Origin of the sequence: Streptomyces sp. NPDC001508, from assembly GCF_040298665.1 — a bacterium.
Lineage (GTDB): Bacteria > Actinomycetota > Actinomycetes > Streptomycetales > Streptomycetaceae > Streptomyces.
Map to the genome: position 1 here is coordinate 55,567 of NZ_JBEPAP010000006.1, position 25,757 is coordinate 81,323.

General features: G+C 68.1%; 21 protein-coding genes. 14 read left to right on the plus strand and 7 right to left on the minus strand.

The window, feature by feature from the left end:
• Positions 1-711 precede the first annotated feature (711 nt).
• From ABT245_RS08290 to ABT245_RS08320, 7 genes are all read left to right on the plus strand, one after another.
• On the plus strand, positions 712-1,731 hold the full coding sequence (locus ABT245_RS08290) for a rod shape-determining protein (RefSeq protein ID WP_351730336.1): 1,020 nt from the start codon (positions 712-714) through the stop codon (positions 1,729-1,731).
• A gap of 160 nt (positions 1,732-1,891) precedes the next feature.
• Positions 1,892-2,953 carry a rod shape-determining protein MreC gene (mreC, locus tag ABT245_RS08295; RefSeq protein ID WP_351730338.1) on the plus strand — a complete coding sequence of 354 codons (1,062 nt, stop codon included), beginning with the start codon at positions 1,892-1,894 and terminating at the stop codon, positions 2,951-2,953.
• 14 nt (positions 2,954-2,967) lie between these two features.
• A complete protein-coding gene (gene mreD, locus ABT245_RS08300) occupies positions 2,968-3,645 on the plus strand; it encodes a rod shape-determining protein MreD (RefSeq protein ID WP_351730340.1) in 678 nt (225 codons plus the stop codon).
• A 132-nt stretch (positions 3,646-3,777) separates the two neighbouring features.
• A complete protein-coding gene (gene mrdA / locus ABT245_RS08305; RefSeq protein ID WP_351730342.1) occupies positions 3,778-6,027 on the plus strand; it encodes a penicillin-binding protein 2 in 2,250 nt (749 codons plus the stop codon).
• Positions 6,024-7,223: a rod shape-determining protein RodA gene (gene rodA, locus ABT245_RS08310; protein WP_351730343.1), complete on the plus strand. Its 1,200-nt coding sequence runs from the start codon at positions 6,024-6,026 to the stop codon at positions 7,221-7,223. Before mrdA ends, rodA begins: the two co-directional genes overlap by 4 nt.
• Before the next feature lie 101 nt (positions 7,224-7,324).
• Positions 7,325-8,839, plus strand: a complete 1,515-nt coding sequence (locus ABT245_RS08315) for a CYTH and CHAD domain-containing protein (RefSeq protein ID WP_351730345.1) — start codon at positions 7,325-7,327, stop codon at positions 8,837-8,839.
• Between the two features lie 99 nt (positions 8,840-8,938).
• Complete coding sequence (locus ABT245_RS08320; protein WP_351730347.1) at positions 8,939-10,882, plus strand: TIGR03960 family B12-binding radical SAM protein; 1,944 nt, start codon at positions 8,939-8,941, stop codon at positions 10,880-10,882.
• 352 nt (positions 10,883-11,234) lie between these two features.
• On the opposite strand, the gene ABT245_RS08325 is transcribed toward ABT245_RS08320, so the two are convergent.
• Entirely contained in the window at positions 11,235-12,578 is a 1,344-nt protein-coding gene (locus ABT245_RS08325; protein ID WP_351730349.1) for an NsdA family TPR-like regulatory protein, read from the minus strand.
• Positions 12,579-12,769: 191 nt separating this feature from the next.
• Between ABT245_RS08325 and ABT245_RS08330 the strand changes: the two genes are divergently transcribed.
• From ABT245_RS08330 to ABT245_RS08345, 4 genes are all read left to right on the plus strand, one after another.
• Positions 12,770-13,516 (plus strand): hypothetical protein, encoded by a 747-nt coding sequence (locus ABT245_RS08330; protein WP_351730352.1) that lies wholly within the window; start codon positions 12,770-12,772, stop codon positions 13,514-13,516.
• A 92-nt stretch (positions 13,517-13,608) separates the two neighbouring features.
• Positions 13,609-14,526, plus strand: coding sequence for a phosphotransferase family protein (locus ABT245_RS08335; protein WP_502982078.1), 918 nt, complete (start codon positions 13,609-13,611; stop codon positions 14,524-14,526).
• A gap of 76 nt (positions 14,527-14,602) precedes the next feature.
• Entirely contained in the window at positions 14,603-15,196 is a 594-nt protein-coding gene (locus tag ABT245_RS08340; protein ID WP_351730354.1) for a class I SAM-dependent methyltransferase, read from the plus strand.
• A 26-nt stretch (positions 15,197-15,222) separates the two neighbouring features.
• Positions 15,223-15,768: an HAD domain-containing protein gene (locus ABT245_RS08345; protein WP_351730357.1), complete on the plus strand. Its 546-nt coding sequence runs from the start codon at positions 15,223-15,225 to the stop codon at positions 15,766-15,768.
• Positions 15,769-15,963: 195 nt separating this feature from the next.
• Here the strand turns inward: ABT245_RS08345 and ABT245_RS08350 are convergent, their stop codons facing one another.
• The 3 genes from ABT245_RS08350 to ABT245_RS08360 form a co-directional block, all read right to left on the minus strand.
• Positions 15,964-16,686: a hypothetical protein gene (locus ABT245_RS08350; RefSeq protein WP_351730359.1), complete on the minus strand. Its 723-nt coding sequence runs from the start codon at positions 16,684-16,686 to the stop codon at positions 15,964-15,966.
• Between the two features lie 210 nt (positions 16,687-16,896).
• Positions 16,897-17,247, minus strand: a complete 351-nt coding sequence (locus ABT245_RS08355; protein ID WP_351730362.1) for a hypothetical protein — start codon at positions 17,245-17,247, stop codon at positions 16,897-16,899.
• A gap of 407 nt (positions 17,248-17,654) precedes the next feature.
• Positions 17,655-19,241: a recombinase family protein gene (locus ABT245_RS08360; RefSeq protein ID WP_351730364.1), complete on the minus strand. Its 1,587-nt coding sequence runs from the start codon at positions 19,239-19,241 to the stop codon at positions 17,655-17,657.
• Between the two features lie 369 nt (positions 19,242-19,610).
• On the opposite strand from ABT245_RS08360, the gene ABT245_RS08365 reads away from it, so the two are divergent.
• Positions 19,611-19,925, plus strand: coding sequence for a hypothetical protein (locus ABT245_RS08365; RefSeq protein WP_351730367.1), 315 nt, complete (start codon positions 19,611-19,613; stop codon positions 19,923-19,925).
• Positions 19,926-20,378: 453 nt separating this feature from the next.
• Positions 20,379-20,867, plus strand: coding sequence for a DUF6650 family protein (locus tag ABT245_RS08370; RefSeq protein WP_351730369.1), 489 nt, complete (start codon positions 20,379-20,381; stop codon positions 20,865-20,867).
• A gap of 274 nt (positions 20,868-21,141) precedes the next feature.
• Here ABT245_RS08370 and ABT245_RS08375 read toward each other — a convergent pair whose 3' ends face one another.
• Positions 21,142-21,354, minus strand: coding sequence for a DUF397 domain-containing protein (locus tag ABT245_RS08375; protein ID WP_351730371.1), 213 nt, complete (start codon positions 21,352-21,354; stop codon positions 21,142-21,144).
• A gap of 316 nt (positions 21,355-21,670) precedes the next feature.
• Between ABT245_RS08375 and ABT245_RS08380 the strand changes: the two genes are divergently transcribed.
• Entirely contained in the window at positions 21,671-23,746 is a 2,076-nt protein-coding gene (locus ABT245_RS08380; RefSeq protein ID WP_351730373.1) for a restriction endonuclease, read from the plus strand.
• Positions 23,747-23,819: 73 nt separating this feature from the next.
• Here the strand turns inward: ABT245_RS08380 and fmdA are convergent, their stop codons facing one another.
• The gene (fmdA, locus tag ABT245_RS08385; RefSeq protein WP_351730375.1) at positions 23,820-25,070 is read right to left on the minus strand and encodes a formamidase; all 1,251 of its coding nucleotides are present in this window, start codon (positions 25,068-25,070) and stop codon (positions 23,820-23,822) included.
• 28 nt (positions 25,071-25,098) lie between these two features.
• A complete protein-coding gene (locus tag ABT245_RS08390) occupies positions 25,099-25,737 on the minus strand; it encodes an AmiS/UreI family transporter (protein ID WP_351730378.1) in 639 nt (212 codons plus the stop codon).
• Between the last annotated feature and the right edge of the window lie 20 nt (positions 25,738-25,757).

Here is a 25,757-nt window from a genome sequence, read left to right on the forward strand (position 1 = left end):
TCGGGGCCGGAGACACGGGCCTGGGCACCGAGGCGGGAGTGCGTACCGACACGGCCGCGCGAGGCCGACTCCGACCCCGCAACACGCCCGCCCTCGACGCCCAGCGGGTACGCGGACCGCTCCCGGCACCTGCGGCCGCGGAGCCACGCGGCCGACACACGGGTCGGGAACGTGTTCCTTCGCGTCCTTCAGAGGGTGGCCCTTGTCTGGGGCCCGTGCCCCTGCGGGTGTTCGGGGCGATGGGCGGGCGCTGGGGCTCGGGCGTCGGCCCGGGGCCGGCAGGCCCTCGAGCACGCCGCTCGGCGTGTGTCCCCGGGACACGGTGGGTCACGCTTGTCGCGTCGTGCCGCGCAGCGTCCCGTACGTGTCCGGGGGCTTCGGCCGGATGGGGTGGTGGTGTCCGTCGTTCGGGGAAGTTCTGCGGATATTTCTGAGGACGCGTCAGCGGGAGCGGGCGGCTGAGCTGCGGTCGGCGTACCTTATCGGCCGCCGCTCGGCATATGCGTGGCGATCGGGGGAACGAGGGCCCCCGTCGGCCCGTCTCCACAAGCGAGGCGGCTCCGCGCATGATGACAATGGCGAAGACCCTCGCGCAGTGTTCGTGCAGGCGCGTCTACCATGGAAGCCTTCACGTCACCGCACCCACTTCGCCAACCTGAAAAGCCCTCAAAAGCTCCCAGGAAGGCCAGACGAATCCTGATGGGGAACTCAATGTCGTTCATCGGCCGTGACATGGCTGTCGACCTCGGGACCGCCAACACGCTGGTGTACGTCAGGGGTCGCGGGATCGTACTCAACGAGCCGTCCGTGGTCGCGATCAACACCAACACCGGTGGCATCCTCGCGGTCGGTGCCGAAGCGAAGAAGATGATCGGGCGGACGCCGGGCAACATCGTGGCCGTGCGCCCGCTGAAGGACGGCGTCATCGCCGACTTCGAGATCACCGAGCGGATGCTCCGCTACTTCATCCTGAAGATCCACAAGCGGCGGTATCTCGCCCGGCCGCGTGTCGTGGTCTGCGTGCCCTCCGGTATCACCGGTGTCGAGCGCCGCGCCGTCATCGAGGCGTCGTCCCAGGCCGGCGCCCGCCAGGTGCACATCATCGAGGAGCCCATGGCCGCCGCCATCGGTTCCGGGCTGCCGGTCCATGAGGCCACGGGCAACATGGTGGTGGACATCGGCGGCGGCACCACGGAGGTCGCGGTCATCTCGCTCGGCGGCATCGTCACCGCCCAGTCCATCCGCGTCGCGGGCGACGAACTGGACAACGCGATCATCCAGCACATCAAGAAGGAGTACTCCCTCCTCCTCGGTGAGCGGACGGCCGAGCAGATCAAGATCACGATCGGTTCGGCGTACGACCTCGACTCCGACGAGCACACCGAAATCCGCGGCCGGGACCTCGTGTCCGGGCTGCCCAAGACGGTCGTCGTCTCCGCCGCCGAGGTGCGCAGGGCGATCGAGGAGCCCGTCAACGCGATCGTCGACGCCGTCAAGACGACCCTCGACAAGTGTCCGCCGGAACTGTCCGGCGACATCATGGACCGTGGCATCGTCCTGACCGGCGGTGGCGCCCTGCTGCGCGGCCTCGACGAGCGGCTGCGCCGGGAGACCGGCATGCCGATCCATATCGCCGAGGACCCGCTGGACAGCGTGGCGTTGGGCTCCGGCAAGTGTGTCGAGGAGTTCGAGGCGCTCCAGCAGGTGCTGGACGCCCAGCCGCGCAGATGACACAACTCTTCGATTCCGCCGTACGAGACGGTCCCCTCTCGTACGGCGGATCGTTGATATAGAGGCATAAGCTCCCGCAAACGGTCCCGCAGGGTGTGCGCTCAGCGCGCGCTCCGAGAGGGCCACCCGAATTCCTAGAGGAAGGGCACGGCCGCCGCACGTGAGGGACACGAAAGAGAGCCGGCTGCTTCTGGTGCTGCTGATCGCCATCGCGTTCGCGCTGATCACGGTGGACATCCGCGGCGGCCAGAACTCCCCGGTCGACGGTGCCCGGCAGGCCGCGGCCGCGGTCTTCGGTCCGATCGAGAACGGGGTGTCCTCGGCGGTCGATCCCGTCGGCGACGCGGTCTCCGCCGTCCGCGACTCCGGCGAACGCCATGACCGGCTCGCCCGGCTGGAGAAGGAGAACGCGGCCCTCAAGGCGAAGCTCGGCAGCGACGACCGCAACCGCAGCCGCCTCAATCAGCTCGACAGGATGCTGAAGATCGCGGGTGAGGGCCAGTACGGCATCAAGGGCGCCCAGGTCATCGCCATAGGAGCGGCCCAGGGCTTCTCCTGGACCATCACCATCGACGTCGGCGCGGGCGACGGCATCAAGCGCGACATGACCGTCCTCAACGGCGACGGACTCGTGGGGCGGGTCACCACCGTCGGACCCGGCACCGCCACGGTGCTGCTCGCCAGCGATCCCGACTTCACCGTCGGCACCCGTCTGGAGGGCAGCGACGAACTCGGCTTCGCCTCCGGGCAGGGCGACCGCCCGCTGCGTGTCGAACTCCTCAACGGCAAGGCGGAGGTGAAGAAGGGGGACCGGCTCGTCACCTTCGGCTCGCAGGCCGACCGGCCCTTCGTGCCCGGCGTGCCCGTGGGCGTCGTCTCCCGTGTCGACCCCTCCGGCGGTGGTCTGACCCGGACCCTGTCCGTCACGCCGTACGTCGGCTTCACCAAGCTCGACATCGTCGGCGTCGTCGTCCAGGCCCCGAAGAAGAACCCGCGTGACGAGGTGCTCCCGGCCAAGCCCAAGCCGACCCCGACCCCGACGGTGACCGTCACGGTGACCCCGTCCGCGAACGCGGGCGGCACCACCGACCAGCAGCAGAACTACGGCAGCGACCAGCGACAGAACGACAGCACCGGCCGGCCGCAGGACGGCAGCACCGATGAGCCGCGGAACGGCGGCACCGATCAGCCGCAGACCGACACGACCGATCAGCAGCAGTAGGAGCTGAATCCCCCATGCGCGTCAACCGGATCCTGCTCTCCATCGCCCTGGTCGTCATCGCCCTGGTGCTTCAGGTGAGCGTCCTCGCCCGCCTGCATCTGCCGGGCGCCGTCCCCGATCTGCTGCTGCTCACCGTCCTCGGCCTTGCCCTGGTGTACGGCCATGTCGGCGGCGCCCTCGTCGGCTTCGGCGCGGGCCTGCTCGCCGACGTCGCGCCGCCCGCCGACCACGCCGCCGGCCGCTACGCCCTGGTGCTGTGCGTCATCGGCTACCTCGCCGGGCTCGCCAAACCCGACTACGGCCGGCTCAAGTCGGCCACCGGTTCCATGCTTGTGGTGGTCGCCGCCGCGATCGGCTCGACCCTGCTGTACGCGGGCGTCGGCGCCCTCGTCGGCGACACCGCCGCCCGCCATGTCGGCCTCGGCGGACTGCTGTTCACCGCCGCCCTGTACGACCTGCTGCTGGCGCCGTTCGTGGTGCCCGGGATCATGGCCCTGGCCCGCCGCGCCGAGAACGACCCGCTCGCCGAGAGCGGGTCGGCGGCCAAGGGCACGGACATCTCCTCCGGCTGGCTCTCCTCCGGCACGGGGCTGCGCATCGGCGGCCAGCGCGGCGGCCTCGGCGGTCTGAAGGCCAAGGCCCGCATCCGCAGCACCCGCGTCGGCCGTATCAAGGGAGTCAAGAGGCTGTGAGACCACGGCAGTTCACGACGGGCGTACACAGCTTCATCGGATATGACACAGGCACACACTGAGAGGGGGCGGCAACCACAGTGACCAACGCCGACCCGTCTCCCACCACCCTCAGCGGAATGGGCTCCGCCCATGACTAACATCCCCGAGACCGGGCGGACCCCACGGGTTCAGATCCGGCTCGTCGTCATCCAGATCCTCGTCCTCTCCCTGCTCGGCACCCTCGGTGGCCGGCTGTGGTACCTGCAGATCCGCGAGGGCGCCGCCTATCAGAAGGAGGCGTCCGGCAACCACGTCCAGCAGGTCGTGGCGCCCGCCGTGCGCGGCGCGATCCTGGACGCGCGCGGCGTGCCGCTCGCCGACAACGAGACCCGGCTGGTCGTCTCCGCCTCCCGTACCGAACTGCTCAAGCAGAAGGACGACGGCAAGGCGGTCCTCACCAAACTGGCCGACGTCCTCGGCATGTCCCCCGAGGAGGTCATGCAGAAGGTCCGGCTGTGCGACGCCAAGACCCCGCAGCCGTGCTGGAACGGCTCGCCGTACCAGCCGATCCCGATCACCGACGAGGCCACCCCCCAGCAGGCCCTGCAGATCCGCGAGCGCTCCGAGGACTTCCCCGGCATCACCGCCGAGCCGGAGGCCGTGCGCCGCTACCCGGGACCCGGCAAGGCCAACACCGCCCAGGTGCTCGGCTATCTCTCGCCGGTCACCGACGACGAGATCCAGCAGGCCAAGGACAGCGACTCGCCGTATCTGCGCTCCGACATGGTCGGCCGCAGCGGTCTTGAGCGCCAGTACGACAAGGAGTTGCGCGGCAAGGCCGGTGTCACCCGCTACGAGGTCGACAACCTCGGCCGTGTCATCGGCCAGGCCGAGTCCGACGCCGCCGAACCCGGTGCCAACCTGGTCACCAGCATCGACTCCCGGGTGCAGCGCGTCGCCGAGTTCGAGTTGGACAAGGCGATGAAGACGGCCCGCCAGCAGTTCGACAAGATCACCGGGACGAACTACAAGGCGGACTCCGGTGCCGTCGTCGTCATGGAGGCCAAGACCGGCCGGGTCGTCGCCATGGCCTCCGCGCCGACGTACGACCCGAACGTATGGGTCGGCGGCATCTCCGCCAAGGACTACCAGGCCCTCACCGGGAAGAATTCCGACTACCCGCTGCTCAACAGGGCCATACAGGGTCAGTCCGCGCCCGGTTCGACGTTCAAGGTGGTCTCCACGGCCGCCGCGGTCGAGGCCGGCTACGTCTGGAACGGCGGCTACCCCTGCACCAGTTCGTACTCGGTCGGCAACCAGGTCTTCAAGAACTTCGAGGGCGAGAACTTCGGACCCATCTCGCTCGGCCGGGCCCTTGAGGTCTCCTGCGACACCGTCTTCTACGGCCTCGCCCACAACGAGTGGAAGAAGGACGGCGGCATCAACCCGAAGAAGGGCCAGACCAAGGACTACTTCTTCAAGGCCGCCCACCAGTTCGGCCTCGGCAAGGAGACCGGCATCGACCTGCCCAACGAGGTCACCGGCCGTGTCCCCGACCGCCAGTGGAAGCAGGCGTACTGGGAGGCCAACAAGGACGCCTGGTGCAAGAGCGGCAAGAAGGACGGCTCCTACGTCGAGAAGATCGCCTACGAGAACTGCCTCGAAGGCAACCAGATGCGCGCCGGTGACGAGATCAACTACTCCATCGGGCAGGGCGACACCCTTGTCACCCCGATCCAGGAGGCCGTGATCTACGGTGCCCTCGCCAACGGCGGCACCATGTACGCGCCGACCCTGGGCAAGGCGGTCATCAGCGCCGACGGCAAGACCGTCCAGGAGATCAAGCCCAAGGCGCAGGGCAAGCTGCCGATCAACCAGGCCACGATCAAAGGCATGGACGACGCCCTCGCGGGCGTGGTCACCCGCGGCACCGCCGCCTGGAAGTTCGGCGGCTGGCCGCAGGACAAGATCCCGCTGCACGCCAAGACCGGCACCGCCGAGGTCTACGGCAAACAGACCACGTCCTGGCTCGCCACGTACTCCAAGGACTACACGGTCATCATGACCATCGCCCAGGCCGGTACGGGCTCCGGGGCCTCCGGTGAGGCCGTGCGCAACATCTACAACGCGCTGTACGGCGTCCAGGCGGACGGCTCCACCGACAACAAGAAGGCGCTGCTGCCCACCCCGCAGAAGGGCCTGCCGAAGGTCCGCACGGACGGCACGATCAGCTCCCCGAAGATCTCCGACGACCCGGTCAAGGACGTGCTGACCTCCCCGTCGCCTTCGGCGTCCGCGGACGGCACACCGCCCGCGGCGACCACCTCGCCCGGCACGGGCAACAGCAACACCCGCAGACGGCGGCCACGCCGCCGGGGCAGCCGGAGGATGCTCACATGACCGGCGCGAACAGTTTCTCCGTCTCCGGGTACGGGCCCGAGCGGGCCGGCTGGACCCGCCTCTTCGCCCGCGACTCACTGGCCCGCCGTCTCGACTGGCCGATACTGCTCGCCGCCCTCGCCCTGTCCCTGCTGGGCTCCCTGCTGGTCTACTCCGCGACCCGCAACCGCACCGAGATCAACCAGGGCGACCCGTACTACTTCCTCCTCCGCCACCTCATGAACACCGGCATCGGGCTCGGCCTGATGATCGGCACCGTCTGGCTCGGCCACCGCGCCCTGCGCAACGCCGTACCGATCCTGTACGGCCTCTCGCTCCTCGGCGTGCTGCTGGTGCTCACCCCGCTCGGCTCCACGGTCAACGGCGCCCACTCGTGGATCGTGTTCGGCGGCGGCTTCTCGCTCCAGCCGTCCGAGTTTGTGAAGATCACCATCATCCTGGGCATGGCCATGCTGCTCGGGGCCCGGGTCGACGCGGGCGACAAGAAGTACCCCGACCACCGCACGGTCCTACAGGCCCTGGGGCTGGCCGCCGTACCGATCCTCATCGTGCTGCTCATGCCCGACCTCGGCTCGGTCATGGTCATGGTCATCATCGTCCTGGGCGTGCTGCTCGCCTCCGGCGCGTCCAACCGCTGGATCTTCGGCCTGATCGCGGCGGGCGCCTTCGGCGCGATCGCCGTGTGGCAGCTGCACATCCTGGACGACTACCAGATCAACCGGTTCGCCGCCTTCGCCAACCCGAGCCTCGACCCGTCCGGCGTCGGCTACAACACCAACCAGGCCCGGATCGCGATCGGTTCGGGCGGGCTGATGGGCGCCGGCCTGTTCCACGGCTCACAGACCACCGGCCAGTTCGTACCGGAACAGCAGACGGACTTCGTCTTCACGGTCGCCGGCGAGGAACTGGGATTCGTCGGCGCGGGCCTGATCATCCTGCTGCTCGGCGTGGTCCTGTGGCGGGCCTGCCGGATCGCCCGCGAGACGACCGAGCTGTACGGCACCATCGTCGCCGCCGGGATCGTCGCCTGGTTCGCCTTCCAGGCCTTCGAGAACATCGGCATGACCCTCGGCATCATGCCGGTGACCGGACTGCCCCTGCCGTTCGTCTCCTACGGCGGCACATCGATGTTCGCGGTGTGGGTGGCGGTGGGGCTGTTGCAGTCGATCCGGGTGCAGCGCCCGATGTCCGCCTGAGCCCGGCCGGCCGGGTTCACCCGGGTGACGGCGGGAGCCTTCCCGCTCTTCACCCGGGCCTGACCCTGCCGTCCCGGCCCGGCTGCCATTAGATTCGGTCCATGGCGGATGCGAAGCGTGAGATCGAGCGCAAGTACGAAGCCGACGAGAGCGGACTGCCCGACCTGACCGGCGTCGCGGGGGTGGCGGACGTCCTGGACCGGGGCGTCGTGCAGCTCGACGCCACCTACTACGACACCGCCGACGAGCGCCTGGCCGCGCACGCCGTCACCCTGCGCCGCCGCACCGGCGGCAGCGACGCCGGCTGGCACCTCAAGCTCCCGGTCGCCCCCGGCGTCCGCGACGAGATCCGGGCGCCGCTCTCCGACCGCGTCCCCAACACCCTCGCCGCCCTCACCCGCTCCCGGACCCGTGACGCCGCACTGATCCCCGTCGTCCGGCTGCGCTCCGCCCGCGACCTGCGCCACCTCGTCGACGCCGACGGCACCCTGCTCGCCGAGGTCAGCGTGGACACCGTCACCGCCGAACGGCTCACCGGCCACGGCGGCACCGCCCGGTGGACCGAGATCGAGGTGGAACTCGCCGAAGGAACCGCCCCCGGCTTCCTCGACAAGGTGGACAAACGGCTGCGCAAGGCGGGCGTACGGCCGTCCGCGTCCCCGTCCAAGCTGGCCCGCGCCCTCGCCGACACCGCCCCGCCGGACGGCACGGGCCGCCCCGAACGACCCAGGACACCCGCCGAACCCGTCACCGCCGGCGACCACGTCCTCGCCTACGTCCGCGCCCAACGCGACGCGATCATCGAACTCGACCCGGCCGTACGGCGCGACGAGTACGACTCCGTGCACCGCATGCGCGTCGCCACCCGCCGGATGCGCAGCGCCCTGCGCTGCTACGGCAAGATCCTCGACCGCACCGCCACCGACCCCGTCGGCGACGAGCTGAAGTGGCTCGCCGCCGAACTGGGCGTGGACCGCGACCGCGAAGTGCTCACCGAACGCGTCACCGCCGCCCTCGGCGAGCTGCCCCGCACCCTCGTCTCAGGACCCGTCCGCGCCCGGCTGCGCACCTGGGCGAAGGCCCGCCGCGGCGGATCGCGCCGCCGGCTCGCCGGCGTCCTGGACTCCCGGCGCTATCTGACCCTGCTCGACACCCTCGACGCCCTGGTCACCGAGCCCCCACTGCTCCCGGCCGCGGCCGGAAAACCGAAAAAGGTGATCACCAAGGCCCTGCGCAAGGAGTTCGCCAAGGTCTCGGCGCTGATCGAGCAGGCGATCGACCTCCCGCCCAGCCGCGAACGCGACGTGGCGGTCCACGAGGCCCGCAAGAAGTCCAAACGGACCCGGTACGCCGCGGAGGCCGCCACCCCGGCGCTCGGCGACCCGGCCGCCGGCCTCGCCGAGGCCATGAAGTCCCTGCAGACCCTGCTCGGCGACCACCAGGACAGCGTCATGGCCCGCCAGGCGCTGCGCGAGCTGTCCGCCGTCGCCCACGCGGCCGGGGAGAACACGTTCACCTACGGGGTGCTGTACGGGCACGAGGAGCAGCGGGCGGCGGCGGTCGAGGCCGAGCTGCCCGCGGCCTGGCGCGAGGCCGCGTCCCGGGCGCCCGGCTGAGCGTGCGGGGGAGGCCCCCGAGCGGGTTACGCTTGGTGGTCACCCTCCCCCAGCCTTCGGCCGGGGGCGCCCCCAGCCCAGCTCACGAAGGTTCGCGAGATGCCTGCCGAAGCCGCCGAGGCCGCGGAATCCGTCTTCCCACAGCTCGAAGCTCTGCTCCCGCATGTGCAGAAGCCGATCCAGTACGTCGGCGGAGAGCTCAACTCCACGGTCAAGCCGTGGGACTCCTGCGACGTCCGCTGGGCGCTCATGTACCCGGACGCGTACGAGGTCGGCCTGCCCAACCAGGGCGTCATGATCCTCTACGAGGTCCTCAACGAGCAGGACGGCGTCCTCGCCGAGCGCACCTACAGCGTCTGGCCGGACCTGGAGGCGCTGATGCGTGAGCACGGCGTACCGCAGTTCACGGTGGACAGCCACCGCCCGGTCCGCGCCTTCGACGTGTTCGGCCTGTCCTTCTCCACGGAGCTGGGCTACACGAACATGCTGACGGCCCTGGAACTGGCCGGGATCCCGCTGGAGTCGCGCGAGCGCACGACCGACGACCCGATCGTGCTGGCCGGCGGCCACGCGGCCTTCAACCCGGAGCCGATCGCCGACTTCATCGACGCGGCCGTGATCGGCGACGGCGAACAGGCCGTGCTCGACCTGACCCGGATCATCCGCGAGTGGAAGGCCGAGGGCCGCCCCGGCGGCCGCGAGGAGGTCCTGTTCCGGCTCGCCAAGACGGGCGGGGTGTACGTCCCGGCGTTCTACGACGTCGAATACCTCCCCGACGGCCGTATCGCCCGAGTGGTCCCCAACAAGTCGGGCGTCCCATGGCGCGTCTCCAAGCACACGGTGATGGACCTCGACGAGTGGCCCTACCCCAAGCAGCCGCTGGTGCCGCTCGCGGAGACGGTCCACGAACGCATGTCGGTGGAGATCTTCCGCGGCTGCACGCGCGGCTGCCGCTTCTGCCAGGCAGGCATGATCACCCGCCCGGTGCGCGAGCGCTCCATCACCGGCATCGGCGAGATGGTCGACAAGGGCCTGACGGCGACGGGCTTCGAGGAGGTCGGCCTGCTGTCGCTGTCGTCGGCCGACCACTCGGAGATCGGCGACATCGCCAAGGGCCTGGCCGACCGCTACGAGGACGACAAGATCGGTCTGTCCCTGCCCTCCACCCGCGTGGACGCCTTCAACATCGATCTGGCAAACGAACTGACCCGCAACGGCCGCCGCTCCGGCCTGACCTTCGCCCCGGAGGGCGGCTCGGAACGCATCCGCAAGGTCATCAACAAGATGGTCTCGGAGAACGACCTGATCCGTACGGTGGCGACGGCCTACGGCAACGGCTGGCGCCAGGTGAAGCTGTACTTCATGTGCGGCCTGCCGACCGAGACCGACGAGGACGTCCTCCAGATCGCCGACATGGCGACCCGTGTCATCCAGAAGGGCCGCGAGGTCTCCGGCTCCAACGACATCCGCTGCACCGTCTCGATCGGCGGTTTCGTCCCCAAGCCGCACACGCCCTTCCAGTGGGCCCCGCAGCTGTCGGCCGAGGAGACGGACGCCCGCCTGGAGAAACTGCGGGACAAGATCCGCGGCGACAAGAAGTACGGCCGCTCGATCGGCTTCCGCTACCACGACGGCAAGCCCGGCATCGTCGAGGGCCTGCTCTCCCGCGGCGACCGCCGCATCGGCGCGGTGATCCGCGCGGTCTACGAGGACGGCGGCCGCTTCGACGGCTGGCGCGAGCACTTCTCCTACGACCGCTGGATGGCCTGCGCCGACAAGGCCCTGGCCCCGTTCGGCGTCGACGTCGACTGGTACACCACCCGCGAGCGCGGCTACGAGGAGGTCCTCCCCTGGGACCACCTCGACTCGGGCCTCGACAAGGACTGGCTCTGGGAGGACTGGCAGGACGCCCTCGACGAAACAGAGGTCGAAGACTGCCGCTGGACCCCTTGCTTCGACTGCGGGGTGTGCCCGCAGTTCGACACATGGCCACAAGTAGGACCGACGGGCAAGAAGCTGCTCCCGCTTGAGGTCAAGAAGTAGCCGTGACCAGCGGCGATGCCGTCCAGAGGATGGCTGAGACGCTCGCTGGCATGAGCGAGGCGGAGCGTACCGAGATCCTTCGGGGCCTCGGGACAAGGCAGAGGGAGCAGGCTTCCCGCCCTGTGCGGCGCACGCCGCTCCCTGCTCCTCGGCAAGATCCGGGCATCGTCTCGGCGGTCGAGTGGGTGTAGCTGACGAGAGGCGTCCGGACAGTTCCAGCCGGGCGCCTCTCGCGCCTCTGCGGCGTTCGTAGGGCTTGGCCTGACCCGGGTTAGGGATCGTTCCTCGGAGGCCCGTGTAGGGCCTTGTGTGCCCGTGGCCTCCGGCTGTACCCACGGGGTCCAACCGGTGATCAGATCCGGCGAGTCGTGGCCAGGGGGCGCGCGCGCTCGGTCAGCTCGCGCACGTGCGGGTTTCGCGCGTGCGGGCGGAGGGCGGAGAGCATGGCGCGGAAGCGGTCGTCGGCGCGGCCGGACTGGACGTGGGGGTAGTCGTCGAGAGCCAGGTGCCAGGTCTGGACTGCTTCTTCCAGCCGACCAGCTTCTAGCTTCCACTCGGCCAGCATCGAGCGGTGTCGGACCTTGGCCCGCCGGTACACGGTGGGCCTGACTTTCTCGGACTGTTCAAGGGCACGGATGGCTCCCTCGCGGTCTCCCAGCTCGTAGCTGACCTGGGAGACGTGGTAGCTCAGGGATGCGGGATCGTAAGAGCCGTGGGCCTTGGCCTTTGCCTCTGCCTTCTCCATGGCTACCTCGGCCTCTCGGAGCATCGCCCACGCTCCGCGCCGGTCGCCGGTCTGTGCGGCGGCGTGTGCCTGCTGTCCGGCGAGGAACGCGCGCATCCTCGGTCCTGCTTCGGGGGAGGCGGCCGACGCTGCGTCTGCGTACCGCAAGGCCGCTGCGCCGTGGCCGAGTTCGACAGCTTGGACGCTCATGCCGCGCAGGGTGGTGCAGTAGGTGAGGTGGTCTCCGGCTGCGCCGGCAAGCTCCAGGGCCTTCATGTAGTAGCTCTGGCCGAGCATGTCCAAACGCTCGTCAACGGCCATGTACCCGGTCAGGTAGAGGTGATCGGCAGCGGCCGAGAGCATGGCCTTGCGTACGGGGTCGGAGGCTGTGGCCTGTAGGTACGGCGCGATGTTGTTCACCATGAAAGCGGCGGCCATGGGCCGGGCGGTGCGCCCGCCGAACTGGTCATCCAGTTCACTGATGCGCTCGGTCATGGCCACCACGGATTCGACGTCGGCCATGCCGATCCTGGCGTGCGGGTTGGTCTTGATCTGTTCGAAGCGTGAGAGTACGTCGGGCCAGCCAGGGATGGTCAGTGCGACTGAGTACAGGCCCGCTGTGAGTACGCCCCTTCGAGATGGGTCCATGTCCATGCTCCCGAGATCGATCAGTCCTGCAACGGTATCCGTCGCCTCGGGCTTGACGTCGGGCTGATCGGCGAAGCCAACCTCGAACTCGGTTACCTGCCTGCCGAGTTTGCGGGTGAGGGCTTCCAGTACGACGGGCCGGTACTTGGCCATGGGGCGTGTACCAGATAACCAGTGAGACACGGCGGACTCGTCGTACTTCAACCGACGGCCGGTCTCAGTGCCGACCCGGTTGACCGCACGTGCGAACTCGCCGAGATTCCAGCGGGTCTCGGCATACAGGGCCGCGAGCTTGTAGTTCGGCGTGCGTACGCGTGCTGCCACGAGGCCGCCCCCCTGGGCCAGGTTTCAAGGGTTTCAAGGTACCGCCAGGCTCCTTCCATGTTCACGGCCAGCGCACACCTGTTGACTCAGAGTCGTGCCACGCGGGGCGATGAGCAGGACCTTCCGCCGCGCGTGGCCAACCAAGCCGACAGGCGTAGCGAAGCTGCGCCCCACCCGGAACGGAGACTCAGGTGACCACTGTCGACACCGCGACGATCACGGTCGAACTGCCCGACGCGTTCGACCCGCGCTGGAACCGCCTGCCCGGTATCACCGTGGACGGCAAGAAGATCACCCTCGACCCGGCCGAGTACTTCTTCCGGTTCGAGGCCAACACCTGGCTCGTCATCGACTGGCAGACCGTGACGGACGGCCTGCTGAACGTGGACGAGACCGAGACCGCCACCGTCGAACAGATGGCGCTGGAGTTCGTGAAGGCTCACGGCCGCTCGACCAGCGACGCGGGCGAGGTCCTGGCCATCGCCTACCAGGTGTACACGTACCTGTTCCGCGAGGAGCACCTCGCCACGCTCGGCCTGCCGGACGTCACGGCCGATCACCTGAAGATGCTCCGCGAGGCGGCCACCTTCATGGCCCTGAACAAGGTCGAACTCGACGGCCACATCTCCAACGTGGGCCCGTGCTGGTTCTTTCCCTCCGCGACCGGCGTGGTCTTCGACCTCTCCGACGAGGGCGGCCAGATGCTGGACGAGGTCTACCACGGCGGCTGGTTCAACGAGCACCGCCGCATCGAGGGCATCAAGGCCCATGCCGCGCTCGGCGGTCGGCTGGTTCACGGCTGCCAGTCCAAGCCCGACCAGACCGGCGGCGTCGTCGCCCCCTACGGCGCGTCGATGGCCACGTTCGGCAAGGAACTCGCCGAGATGAAGGCCGAGTGGATCGAGCAGGTCGGGTCCTACCGGGTGACCGCCGCCTGATCCCAACGTTGATCTCCGGTCCGGGGTGGCAAGCGCGCTGTCGCCCCGGGCCTGGCCCACTGACCCACCCACGAACGAACGGAACCGCCCCCGTGGACAGCAAGCTCACCGCCGCCATCCTCGCCGACATCTGCGCCCGCACCGGCCAGCCGTTCCCCACCCGTGAAGAGATGCGGGTGTGGGACATGTCGGGTGTCGAGCGCTTGCGCTTCCCCCCGCACATGCACACCGCGATCTACAAGTACGCCGTCGAACCGTTCGCCACGGAGGACGAGATCCTTCGGGCCGCCCGCCTGTCCGGCATCCCCGTGCCGGAGGTCATCGGCTCCACCGTCCGAGACGGAACCCTCGGCATGGTCATCGAGGACCTGGGCGAAGAGATCCGCGAAGCACAGGACCCTGACGGCATCGTGGCCGCTGTCGCCCTGCACCAGGCACCCGCCGCCCCGGCGCTACGGGAGATGGACGAGGACGCGCTTGCCGCTCTGCCCGAACTCGCACTCGGTCATCTGCGCCGCCTGCGTGATGCCGGCCGCTGGAACGAGGACACCGCCGAGCTGTCGTTTGCGCTCGGCTCCCTCGCAGCGTCGGCGGAGAAGCGGGCGACCGGCGCTGGGCTGGCCCCGTACGGCTGGGTGCACTCCGAGTTCCACCCGACCAGCCTCCACATCGGCGAGGACGGCTGGCGCTTGCTCGACTTCGCCCGTGCGTTCACCGGCCCCGGCCTGCTCGACCTCGCGTCCTGGCACGGCACCACAGGAGACCCTGACCCGGCGAGGCTGCGCGCCTTCATCGAGGCGTACGTGAACGCTGGCGGTAACAAGGACGCGCTTGCCGAGCGCGGCGGCTTGCCTGCCGAACGGTGGGCGCTGGGCTGGCATCGGGTGTGGGCGAGTGAGTGGTTCATGGAGCAGGCGCTTCGCTGGATCAACAACCCCGAGGATGACCCGGTCTACATCAAGGTCGTCCGCAAGCACCTGCTCGCCGCAGTCAGGCTGCTGGAGGCGTGACGTGGACGCTTGGGACGCTCACGCTGCCCAGCGCCTGGCAGACGGGCCGCTGCGCCCCCTCGAACCGTCCGCTCGGATGGAGTGGACGCAGCGCCCCGGCATCGGCCCCGGCGCGGAGATCCTCGGCGAGGACCTGGCAGGGCGACGCGTGGTGGAACTGGGGTGCGGCCCCGGCCACAACGCCGCCCATCTGACCAGCCTCGGCGCGAAGGTCACCGGAGTGGACCGATCGAAGGGGCAGGTTCAACGGGCCTGCGCCCACTACGGACACCACGGAACTGAGTTCGTCCACTCCCGAGCGCTGGGGTACCTCACCCGGGAGAGCGAACGCCTGGATGCCGTCGTCTCGGTCTTCGGAGCGATGGGCTTGGCCGAACCATCCAGGTTGCTTGGCGCTTGCTCCCGCCGCCTCGGACGCAAGGGCGTGCTCGCCTTCTCGGTACCGCATCCCCAGCGAACCGGCACCATCCCGGTCAGTCCCCGCACCCGTGACCGCATGACGCTGCCGGACGGAACCGCCACGACGGTTGACCGGTGGGAGATCGACCCGGCCGCTTGGGTGCGGGCGGTCAACCGCGCCGGACTGCTGATCACCGGAGTGCACAACCTCTTCGCCCCGGCTGACGCTCGCTGGCCGACCACCTTGCTGATCACCGCACGGAAGCCCTGACACCCGACCGAACCCGGGAGGCACCGATGCACCACACCCCGTATCTGCTGTTGGACATCGACGGCGTCTTCATCCCGTTCCCCGGACCGGGCGGCGCCACCCCAGCTACCCACCCTCGCCACACGGTCACCACTGACGACGTGGCCAAGCCGTTCGATGTCTGGCTCAACCCCGATCACGGCAAGCTCATCACCGACGCCAGCGGCACCGGGCTGATCCGGCCCGTGTGGTGCACGAGCTGGCGCAACGATGCCCGCCGCGTCATCGCCCCGCTCATGGGCGTGCCGGACTTCGATCACATCGAACTGCCCAACCTGCCGATCACGACCAGCCACCCCGACGGCTACCTGTGGAAGCGCAACCACGTCGCGGACTGGCTCGCAACCGCCCCGGCCGTGTGGATCGACGACGACTTCACCCACCTCGACCACCAGTGGGCGGCAGACCGAACCGCGTTCGGGAACCCGACCCTGCTGATCGAGCCTGACCCGCACGTCGGCATCCAGCCCGAGCACATCGCAACCGCTCTGGAGTGGGCCGCCGCCCTCTTACCTGCAAGGGAGGCGGCTTGATGCACGACCGGTAGACCTTGGCGGCTCCCTCACCGCCACGGTTTCAGGGCCGTTCATGTGGCAGTGAAGGCGCGAGCCCCGGGAAAAGCGCAGGTCAGGCCGACGAGTCGCCTCGGCCGGCACCCGGACGGGTGCGCGAGAACGAGGGGTGCACCCTCCCCGGAAGGGGAGCAGGGGAGGGCGTGCCTCGACGGCCTACGCGGCGTCGTCCTTCATGCCGGGCCGGTCCGCGCAGTATGCCCATGCCAGCGCGAGCGCGGGCGAGGTCGTCGCCACGCCACTGGCCACCATGCGTGGCGCGGTGGTCGAGTCGAACAGCTTGTGACAGGCGCGGCACAGCGGCAGGTTCCGAGACGGGTCCGTGGTGTACGGCCTGCCCGCATCCCTGCCGTGGCTCATGCGCTTCTCGTTCGGGTCCGTGTGGGAGTACGCCCAGTCCTGCGCTTGCGCTCCGCACTTCCAGCACAGGTACAGGCTGGCACTGCCCCGCCGTCCCTTGGTGCGGCTGTGTGCGCCGTCATACGTGATGTCGTCCCCCTTGTACCGAGGGTCGGCGTGCTCGGTCCGATCCGAGCAGCGCACTGTTACTCCGTTGGCCAGGTTGCTCAGGCTGTACTCCTGCACGGTGCCGCAGTCGCACCGGCACAGGACGCGCTCAGAACCGTTGACCTTGCCGAGCCGCTCGACGAGTACGAGTTCGATGAAGCGGTGCCCCGGCTTGTAGCGCTGCCTGCTCGGCCGCGTCTTCGGGTAGCCCTTGGGGACATACGAGTAACGCCCCGCCTCACGGTCCCTCTGTCGACGGGCCCGGTCCCTGCACAGTTCGCCGCAGTACCGGGCTTGCGGGCGCTTGCCCGTCAGTGGCTCATCGCAGTGAGCGCAGCGGCGAAGTGCCAGGCTTGTCTCGGTCTTGCTCAAGAGTGACTTGTCTCCTTACGTCGTGGCGGCCGAAGGCCGCACAGTCGCTTCCTGCCTTACGTCTTGGGCAGGACCTTGCTCCCCCTTCCTTCCTTCGCCGCTGCTCCCCCGAAGGGGGCCAACAAGATAGAGAAGACGCGAACGTTTCCCCAGGTCAGAGCCCGTGTCGGTAAGCGTCACGCGTTTACTGGGTACAACCGGGGGATGTACTCACCGGTCCGTGTGGATACGGCACGGCGCGGGGGCACCGCTTCTCTTCTGGAACAGGTGGCCAGGCAGGACGAGGCACGGCACACCAGACCGGGGCGAGATGAGGTCGAGATCCTTGGCGCGCTTGACCGCAGCGTTCGCGCTCTGCTTGGACAGTGCCTTGCCGCTTTCGCCCAGCAGGGCGGCCAGCTTCCCGGGGCCGAAGCTCGCGTGCCCGTCTCTGTCTGCCCACCCCAGGGCGGCGAAGTAGACCCGGAGGTAGTTGTCGTACCGAGGGTCCTGAGCCATGCGCCGGTACTCGTGCTGAGAGACGCCGCCCCACGGGCGGCCGGGGCCGAAGCTGATGCTCATCGGCCGGTCGCCTCAGTGCCGGCGCAGCCGTCGTGAGCCTCTCCGTCGACGAGCGGCGCGGCGCAGACCTCACAGGTCCAGACGATTTCGATGGTGATGTTCAAAGGGTGGCGACCTCCCGGCGGCGGCCGAAGGCAGCGCGTAGCTGTACCTCGGCGGGTGAGTGGAAGTCGCGCAGTACCGTCCTGCGCTTCGGGGTGCCCTTGGCTTCCCCTGCCAGCCCCTTGGGATGGCGGCCCCTTCACGGAGTGGCCAGCTCTACCGCCGTCACACGGCGGGAGCTACGGTGTCCGCTCCTCGAAAGAGCGGGAGGAACTTCTTACACGGCAGGTTGTTCGGTCGTCAACCTGATCAACCGAGCCCCCGCCCTTCCACGGTGGGTGAGACAGGGCGGGGGCATGGGTCCGTCAGAGCTTGGCGGCGAAGTCGTCGCTCTTGATGACAAGGCGTTCGCGCACGTCGCGAGGGATCTTCAGGCGCAGGTGCACGGACGGGGCGCGCACTCCCTTGACCTTGGTCCGCTTTACCTCGCACGTGATGCCTACGCGGCGCAGGTCCTCGGCCATGGCTTCCATGCCCCCCTCCTTCCACGTCTCGCGGAAGGTCTTCCCGTTGTGGACGAGGGTCCAGCGGTCCTGAGTGGTCTCGGGGTCGATCGCGTTCAGTTCGTCGGTGAGCTTGTCGAGCGTCTTCTCTGCCTGCTCCCGCGTGAACCGCGTCTTCGTGTAGCGGCCTCCCGGCTCAAGCCCCGCCATGTAGTAGGTGATGGTCTCTTCGAGTCGCTTCACCTCGGCCCGAGCCTCAGCCCCCTGTGCGTACTCGCGGACCTGAACGGGGAAGTCGCCGAGAACCTGTAGGACGTCTTCGACTAGGACGTCGTATACACCCTGCGGGTCCGGTGCCCCGAGCCCCCCGCTCTTGCACTTCTGGCACCGGAGGTATCGGTACTGGCCGAACTTGTTGTTCGTGACGTGCACTGTCATGTTCGACGTGCAGTCGGAGCAGGTCAGTACGCCGAGGAACTGCGTTGCACCGTGCGTCTGGCGCTGGGGCTGGTTCTTGCCGCGTCGGTCGATCGCCTCTTGGACCTCGTGGAACTCGGTCTCGGTGAAGATGGGCTCGGCCACCCTGATCGGCTTGCCGTCGTGTCCGAGTATCAGCTTCGACTTGCGCACCCCGCCGTTCTTGTTCTCCTCCACCCGGAACCCCATGAGTGCCGGATTGCGGAGGCGTCGGAGGAGCGTCGTTGGGGTGAGCCCTGGGGACATGAGTCCGGAGCGGACCAGGCAGCGAACCATGCGCCGGGCAGACACTCCCCGAAGTGCCATGCGGCGAGCCCAGTGCAGCGCCTTGTAGGCGTTCGGCTCGATCGCAAGGCGCGGCTTTCCGTCCGCCTTCGTGGTGACGTAGCCGTATGCAGGCTTGCCAACGAACCACGCGTCTTGAGTCCGCGTGTAGTCCCAGAGTGACGCGACCCGAGTCGATGTGTTCGCCGCCTCGATCTCGGCGATGCCGCCGATGAGCGTGACCATGATGCGGCCAGCAGTCGACTTGAGGTCGATCTGATCGTGCTTCGAGATGAGGTTCTTCCCGTACCGCTCGCACCACTCGATCATCGTTGAGAGATCCGACATGCGAGGGATGAAGCGGTCGAGCTTCCAGAAGAACAGCACATCGAACTCGGGTGACCGGTTGTTGAGCCAGTCGCCGAGTTCCTTCCGCTTCCACGGTGGCACCTTCGTCGCCGAAACGTTCAGGTCGGAGGCGATGCCGACCACGCGATACCCCCCGTCCCTGGCCAGCGCGCGGAGGTCAAGCTCCTGTCGTACAGGCGACGTAGTGTCGTCGGTAAGTACAGACAGGCGGATGGACAGGAGCGCCCGGGGGGCGTCCTCGGGTAGCAGGGCCTCCGCCTTCTTCAGCTCTTCCAGTTGGGCCAGGTCCGAGGCGGTCCACTCGGTCTCTACGTCGTACGTCTTCACGTCGGCGGACACTACTGCATGGTTTTGAGGCTGTGTCTGTATGGCCGCAGATGGACACCCACATCCAAACCGGCCCGACCGGCAAGAAGTTGCTGCCGCTGACGGTCAAGAACGCTGGTCAGACGCCCACTTCGAGTGGTCACGCGCACTGAGGTGAGCGAGCCACTTGATCGGGTGATGGAGGCCCTGGCGGGGGTGAGCGAGGAGGAGGTAGCGGCTGCGCTGGCTGCTGCCGGCATTGATGGACGTCGGTCGATGACCCCGAAGCCGAGCCTCCGTACACCCCTGCCAAAGCCGGCAAGCTCCTCGCGCATCCGCTCAGCAGCCTCCCACGCACCCGACCATGGTCGAGGCCAACTCCAGAGCCGGGGAGGGGAAGACATGGCGGACGAGGCGGCAATCCGCGCTGTGGCGCGCCGCGCTGACCACGTGTACTGGGTACGGGAGTGGCCCGACAAGCCGGCCTGGCGGGACCGGCTTCGCCGATGGGTTGACCCCGCGTCGTACCACTTCGACCGGACCGCCACCCCACTGGAACCCTGGGGCGACCGGCCCGCCGGCTACTACGAGCGAACAGGCTGGCGCATCCGTGCGGCCTACGTCGGATCCAACCTCGCTTTCGAGGCCGAGTACGTGGTCTGCAATCCGTGCAAGATCGGCTGGGTGGAAGCACACTCACTCCTACGAGGGCCATAGGCGCTGCGGCCTCGCCTCAGCCGCTCTCCGGTCCCTGCGCCATATCTACCCTGGAGTGCAGTGGCACACGGGCGGCGGTCATTTCCGCGAGTCCGAGCCCTTCTGGAGTTCCGTCAGCGTCGGCGTGCCCGGCGGCTACACCCAGCGGGGAAGATGCCGCCATGTGGAACCGCGGCAAGCGCGGTGAGCGTTAAGGCACTCCCAGATCCGTGACCCGGGGACCCATGATGGCCGCCCGTCTCAGTTTCCGTCATTCAGCCCCGTTCACGGTCGTTCAGGCGAGACCTGAAGCCGTCCACGTGCCTTCAGCCAGTCACCCATGAACCTAGGTGCACGCCCCTGCACGCACCCCATCACCCCACCACCACAGTTGGAAAGAGTGCACGTCACACTTCAAGCCATGCGACCTGTTTTCAACCGCTGGCGCTCGTCGGTCTCCTTAGGATGCCGGGTATGAAGGTTCTGGAGATCATGCGACGGATCAAGGGCTTCAGCACGCCACTGGGAGGCGTTGATTGGGACCTGCCGACTCCGCAACGGGCCGTTGCCAGGAAAGTCATCGTCTACCTGGAGGACCGTAGGGTTCTCACGAGGACCCGCATAGGCATGATCGCGGTTGAGGAACGAGAACACTGTCTCGCGTCCGTGCAGGAGATCAGAGAGACGCTGACCCAGATCTTGATGGAGCCTGAGACAGGAGATGAACTCGCCGAGAGCCTCAGGGCGATGCGGGCTGCGTGCCGACGATTCCTCAACATTGTGGGATCTGACCACTCCGGATGGAACCATGATCACATCGACGACGCCACATTCGGTGCCGCGCTTGGCGAACTGCGAGCAGTCTTCGGGATCCAGATCGGCATCATCGCCGCGCGCTACAAGATTGACTTGCCCGAGGAGCTGGTAGCCATCCTTCCCGCCTCTGACGTTGATGGCGAATAGCCCCCTGCGGCCTCACTGACCTGCACCACTATCGCACCAGATCGAGCGCGGGAACAGCGAGGAATCACAGGGCAAGCGACCCAGCGCAACGAGGCCACCGCCCGGCCGTTGGCCCAGGTCAGCGCCCGAACCGCCACCCAAACACCGCAGCTCCCAAGCGCTGGGCGAGCGTCGAAGTGGAGTGGGTCTGAGGCGTGCCCGGGACGGTGCTGTAGCGACTCTGGACTGAGAGCGGCCCCGCGCCGGATGCACGGGGCCGTTCCTCGGCGGTACCTCAGACGGTCTGGTCCTGAGCGTATGAGACGAACGAGGACCAAGCCGAGGGGCTGAGTACCAGTACCCCAACTTCTGGAGCCTTGCTGTCACGGACGGGAACCGTGCCAGACGCGATCTTGGAGGGCGCCCACTCAAGGCAGTTCCCTCCCTCTGGGCCGCTATAGCTGGACTTGACCCACCTGACCTGGGCCAAGCGCTGATTACGGTTCACAGCTTCTCCAAGTACTCAGAGATGACGCTTGCGCTTTGATGGGCCGACAGCGCTTCGCCTACGAGGTCAGTGTAGGCACCCACGGCTGCCCTGACGTGCTCGGGATCTCATGGCTGCTGATGGCGCTTGTGGCCGTCGGCGGCCCGTGCACCCTGTACGCATGCTGGTGACCTGCGTGCTCTGCTGATTTCGGTTGCCCTTGGCAAGTTGATGTCCAGGACCGCGATTGCTGGATAAAGTCGGTTTGTCACAACTGGTTGCGGGGGCAACCAGAGTTCGGTCGGCGCTGCCGACGTCCTGGGGAGGGCCTGAGGGCATGAGTCGTCGCTCTGCTGGTTTCGTCAACACATGGGCTGAAGCGCAGCGCCAGTACCAGCGGCAGATCGAAGCCGAGCAGAGGCGACGCCGAGAGGAAGCCCGGCAAGCACGGGACTATCAGCGACGTGTCGCTCAGGGGCACCGGGAGTATCGGCAGGCGGAGGCCAGGCGGCGTACCGAAGAGCTGGATGCGCAGGTCGCCGCCTTGCAGGGGCTGCTGACCGCGGGATGCCAGGCGTCGGCCTTCAGGGCGTCGTCCCTGATGCGTGTGGAAGACATTCCGCCGTTCGACCCCGGCCGGCTCGCATGGCCGGTACGCATGCCGGATCCGAACCAGTACCAGGCGCAGGGCGGCTGGACGACCAACCGGCGTGCCCAGGCGCAGGCTGAGGCGCGATCCCGCTTTGAGCGCGACTGGCACGCGGCACAGGCCGCGGAGGCGCAGCGACAGCAGCAGTTAGCCGCCGCCCGGCGCGACCACGACCGGCGGGCTGAGGCGCAACGGGCCGAGATCCGCCGGCACAACGCCGGCATCACCGAGGCCACCGCGGGTGTCCGGCGGGGCGACCCCGAATCCGTGGTCGAGTACTTCTCGGCCGCCCTGTACTCGTCCACTGCCTGGCCCGAAGGATTTCCCCGGCAGGCGGTGGCGGCCTTCGATTCGGCGGCACGGCAGTTGGTACTGGACTGGGAGCTGCCCGGGTACGACGTTGTTCCGGAAGCGAAATCGGTGAGGTACGTGCCGGCCCAGGACCAGGACAAGGAAACGGTGCGTCCTGTGACGCAGCGCCGTGCGCTGTACCGGGAGGTGCTGGCACAGAGTGTGCTGTTGGTCCTGCACCAGCTGTTCGCGGCGGACGAGTACGGCATCCTCGACTCGGTCGCGCTGAACGGCTTCGTGGATGCCCATGATCCTGCGACAGGCAGGCGGGCGCATATCTTCCTGGCGACCGTCATGGCCCAGCGAGCGGCCTTCACCGAGCTGCATCTGGAACAGGTGGACGCGACCAGCTGTCTGACGGGGCCGCTACGGGGACAGCTCACGACCCGGCCCGACCAACTCACCTCCGTACGCCCCGGCCGACAGCCCGAGGACGTCGGTGACCATGTCGGCACCCGTGGCGGAGGTGACGAGGAGCCGGACCTGTACGAGATGGATCCGATCGCCTTCGAGTTCCTCGTCGCCGACCTTTTCCGCGCCATGGGGATGCAGGCGGTGACGACACAGCGATCGAACGACGGTGGCGTGGATGTCGACGCGCTGGACCCCACTCCCATCCGGGGCGGCAAGATCATCGTCCAGGTGAAGCGCTACCGCAACACCGTGCCACCCACCGCGGTACGTGACCTGTACGGCACGGTCCAGGACATCGGCGCCAACAAGGGCGTTCTGGTGACCACTTCGGGCTTCGGCCCCGGCTCGCACACCTTCGCCCGCGGCAAGCCACTGGAGCTGGTCCCGGGCACCGAACTCGTCGATCTGCTGCACCGGCACGGGCTCCGTGGACGGCTGGGGGAGGGCGGGCGGCCGGCCCCCGCGCGGCCGGCCCCCGCGCGGCCGGCGCCTTCCGGTCCCGTGACTCCGCCCGATGACTACAACGTGCTGGGCATGACGTGGTCCGGCAGTGTCGCGCTGGACGTCTGCGCGCTGGTCTGCCGTGGCAACCGAGTCCTCAGTGAGGAGCACTTCGTCTTCTTCAACAACCTCCGGACCCCGGACGGCTCGGTGCGTGCGGTGCCGGCTGCGACGCCGGACAAGGCGGCGATACGTGTCTCCTTCGACACGTTGCCCGAGGACGCTGACCGGTTCGTTCTGGTGGCGGCTGTTGATCCGGAGGTGAACCCGGACGCCGATCTGTCAGGTTTCACCGATGCCTGTATCCGCTTGCTCGACCCGGCCATGACTGAACTCGGCCGTCTTGAGGTCTCCGACGGCCGCTCCGGTGAAACGGCGTTGGTGCTCGGTTCCTTCCGGCACAGACCAAATGGCGACTGGGACTTCGTCCTTGGTGGGAAGGGGTACACCGGGGGTCTGGAGCAACTCGTCCAGGATTACGGCATCGAAGTGGAGTAAAGCCACTGGCTTCGCACTGAGGCACTGAGACGGGGCGGCCCCGCAAGGGTGTGTTGCGGGGCCGGGGTGGGGGTCAGGCGCTGGTGAGGGCGCATTGGCCGCGGTCGGCCTTCGTCGGGCCCGCGGCGGTGGGGCGCACGTCGAAGTCGAACATGGCGGTGGGCACGTACAGCGAGCAGCATGCGTTGGGGATGTCGACGATGCCGCTGATGCGTCCCTCGACGGGCGCGGAGCCGAGCAGCAGGTAGGCCTGTTCGCCGCTGTAGCCGAACCTCTTGAAGTACTCGACGGCGTTGAGGCAGGCCCGCCGGTAGGCCAGCGTGGCGTCCATGTAGAAGTTGGTGTCCGTGTCGTGGTCGACGGAGACACCGATGAAACTCATGAACTCCGTGTAGCGCGGCTCGACGTTGCCGGGCATGAACACCGGGTTGGTGGTGATGCCGTACGATTCCATGCCGCCCTTGATCAGGTCGACATGGAAGTCGATGTAGCCGCCCATCTCGACAGCGCCGCAGAAGGTGATCTCTCCGTCGCCCTGGCTGAAGTGCAGGTCGCCCGCGGAGAGTTTGGCGTCCTGGACGTACACGGGGAAGAAGGCCCGTGAGCCGCGGGTCATGTTCTTGATGTCCTGGTTGCCGCCGTTCTCGCGGGCCGGCACCGTGCGTGCGCCTTGCTCGGCGATGCGGGTGGCCAGGTCCCCGGTGGCCGTTCCGGCGAGCGCGTTGTTGGCTTCCGGAACCAGGGCGAGGGGCGGGACCCGGTTCGGGTCGGTGTCGATCAGCGCCTTCTCGCGAGCGTTCCAGCGGTCGAGCATTTCGGCCGACGGCGCCGTTCCGAACAGCCCGGGGTGGGTGATCCCGGTGTAGCGGATGCCGGGCAGGTGGCGGGAGACCGCCTGTTGGCCGTGGAAGTTCCAGATGGCCTTGTAGGAGTCCGGGAAGTAGTCGGTCAGGAACCCTCCGCCGTTGGCCTTGGCGAAGATGCCGGTGTAGCCCCAGCCCTGGCCGGCCGCGTCCCCGCGCTGCTGCGGTACGGGACCGAGGTCGAGGATGTCGACGACGAGCAGGTCGCCGGGTTCGGCACCCTCCACGCCGATCGGCCCGCTGAGCATGTGGGGGGTGGTCAGGTCGATGTCGCGTACGTCGTTGGCGGAGTCGTTGTCACCTATCTGGCAGTCGGTCCAGTCACGGCACTCGACGCGGAACTCGGCTCCTGGCTTGACCATGGTCACGTTGGGGACGTCGGGGTGCCACCTGTTGTGCCCCGGTACGTCCTGCTCGCGCATGGATTTGCTCTGGTCGACGGTGAAGAGAACTTCAGGCATGGCAACTTCCTCATTGCTTCTGGTCCGGTCACGTGGGTGTGCTCGACTCGGTCGTCGAAGCGGCGGAGGCCGGACGGTTCCGGGTGTTCCGGGTGAGTGGCCACAGCGCCCCGAACACCACGACCGCGAAGGCCCCGAGGGCGATGGCTGTCTCGTCGGGGTGCTTCCAGTAGCCGGAGAGCAGCAGAGCGGCGGGGATCACGCCCGTCACCCAGCCCTCGATCGCCGTGACCCAGCCCGTATAGGCGGTGAGCGCTTCCTTCTTGAGACCGAGCAGCAAGAAGAACAGGAGCCACAGGAAAGACCAGTAGAGCCAGATGACCCCGAACGGGTTGTCCTTCACGAGCCGGAAATTGACGAATGAATAGCCCAGGGCCGCGATGGCCACGAAGAGCGAGTAATAGCCGACACCGGTGGTGTCGAGGACGATCAGGAGGCCGATGCCCACATAGAGGTAGGTGAAGCCGAACAGATAGAGCCCGGACGCCGCGAGTATCTTCTTGGGGTCGTTGTCGGCCACGAAGATGAGGTAGGTCGGCGTCAGGACCTGGAGCGCGCCCACGAACAGGTTGAACACCGCCGCCGAGCGGGCTTCGACCTTTCCCAGCAGGAGCAGTCCGTTGATGTAGAGCACCGCACCGACGAAGAGCAGTCCCACGTTCGCCACGGGGAGGCACCTCCTAGAGC

What these genes read in the sequence shown, in the direction of transcription:
- ABT245_RS08290 (WP_351730336.1), top strand. Translation starts at nt 712, where the DNA reads ATGTCGTTCATCGGCCGTGACATGGCTGTCGACCTCGGGACCGCCAAC.
- mreD (WP_351730340.1), top strand. Translation starts at nt 2,968, where the DNA reads ATGCGCGTCAACCGGATCCTGCTCTCCATCGCCCTGGTCGTCATCGCC.
- mrdA (WP_351730342.1), top strand. Translation starts at nt 3,778, where the DNA reads ATGACTAACATCCCCGAGACCGGGCGGACCCCACGGGTTCAGATCCGG.
- rodA (WP_351730343.1), top strand. Translation starts at nt 6,024, where the DNA reads ATGACCGGCGCGAACAGTTTCTCCGTCTCCGGGTACGGGCCCGAGCGG.
- ABT245_RS08315 (WP_351730345.1), top strand. Translation starts at nt 7,325, where the DNA reads ATGGCGGATGCGAAGCGTGAGATCGAGCGCAAGTACGAAGCCGACGAG.
- ABT245_RS08320 (WP_351730347.1), top strand. Translation starts at nt 8,939, where the DNA reads ATGCCTGCCGAAGCCGCCGAGGCCGCGGAATCCGTCTTCCCACAGCTC.
- ABT245_RS08340 (WP_351730354.1), top strand. Translation starts at nt 14,603, where the DNA reads ATGGAGTGGACGCAGCGCCCCGGCATCGGCCCCGGCGCGGAGATCCTC.
- ABT245_RS08345 (WP_351730357.1), top strand. Translation starts at nt 15,223, where the DNA reads ATGCACCACACCCCGTATCTGCTGTTGGACATCGACGGCGTCTTCATC.
- ABT245_RS08355 (WP_351730362.1), bottom strand. Translation starts at nt 17,247, where the DNA reads ATGAGCATCAGCTTCGGCCCCGGCCGCCCGTGGGGCGGCGTCTCTCAG.
- ABT245_RS08365 (WP_351730367.1), top strand. Translation starts at nt 19,611, where the DNA reads ATGGCGGACGAGGCGGCAATCCGCGCTGTGGCGCGCCGCGCTGACCAC.
- ABT245_RS08370 (WP_351730369.1), top strand. Translation starts at nt 20,379, where the DNA reads ATGAAGGTTCTGGAGATCATGCGACGGATCAAGGGCTTCAGCACGCCA.
- ABT245_RS08380 (WP_351730373.1), top strand. Translation starts at nt 21,671, where the DNA reads ATGAGTCGTCGCTCTGCTGGTTTCGTCAACACATGGGCTGAAGCGCAG.
- fmdA (WP_351730375.1), bottom strand. Translation starts at nt 25,070, where the DNA reads ATGCCTGAAGTTCTCTTCACCGTCGACCAGAGCAAATCCATGCGCGAG.